Source organism: Edaphobacter sp. FHG110511_03 (assembly GCF_059115365.1).
In genome coordinates this window covers 1-662 of sequence record NZ_JBZYWL010000055.1, presented here as the reverse complement: position 1 = coordinate 662, position 662 = coordinate 1, and the positions used below count along the sequence as shown (strand labels likewise).

Annotated in this window: 1 protein-coding gene; it reads left to right on the top strand. The window is 58.3% G+C overall.

Features of this window, described 5'->3' with window-relative positions:
• Positions 1-69: 69 nt before the first annotated feature.
• Positions 70-639, top strand: coding sequence for an AAA family ATPase (locus AC5S26_RS29915; protein WP_494188599.1), 570 nt, complete (start codon positions 70-72; stop codon positions 637-639).
• Positions 640-662 lie beyond the last annotated feature (23 nt).

The following is a 662-nucleotide window of genomic DNA, read 5'->3' as shown; positions in this document are numbered from 1 at the left end:
GCCCGGTCTCTTGTTTGTGCCGTTGCGAGAAGGTGCACGCGTGACGAACAAAGGTCAGCGCTCGACGCTCTGCGGAGCCGAGACGAAGAATGGAATGCCGAGCATCGGGAGGACCGAGATTACCGGCCTGGTCATCCTCCTCCCCTCAAACCTACCTACTGGGAAACTCTGAAAGATTACGAATCAAGGCTTCTCGCCGTACCTGACCCGACGTCTCTCATCATCGTTGATGAAGCAGATCGCCTGTCCATGAACAGCCTCGAGCAGCTGCGCTCCGTCTTCGACAAGAGCGGACTTGGCATGGTGATGATCGGCATGCCGGGGATCGAGAAGCGCGTAGCGCGTTACCCGCAGTTCTTCTCCAGGATTGGGTTTGTTCATGAGTTCAGAGCGCTTCGGGACGCCGACATCCGGGCCTTGCTCGAGGAACGATGGGCGCCCGTGGGCATACACTTCCCTGACACATCCCCCAATCCCGAGGTGATCTCCGCGATCATCAGGCTCACTCGCGGCAACTTCCGGCTGCTCGTTCGCTTGCTGACACAGATGGAACGAGTACTCGCCATCAACAAGCTTCAGTCCCTCTCACTCGATGTCGTCGAGACGGCTCGCGAGAATCTGGTCATCGGGCAAGCCTGATTCGACAAGCCGATTCGTTGCTC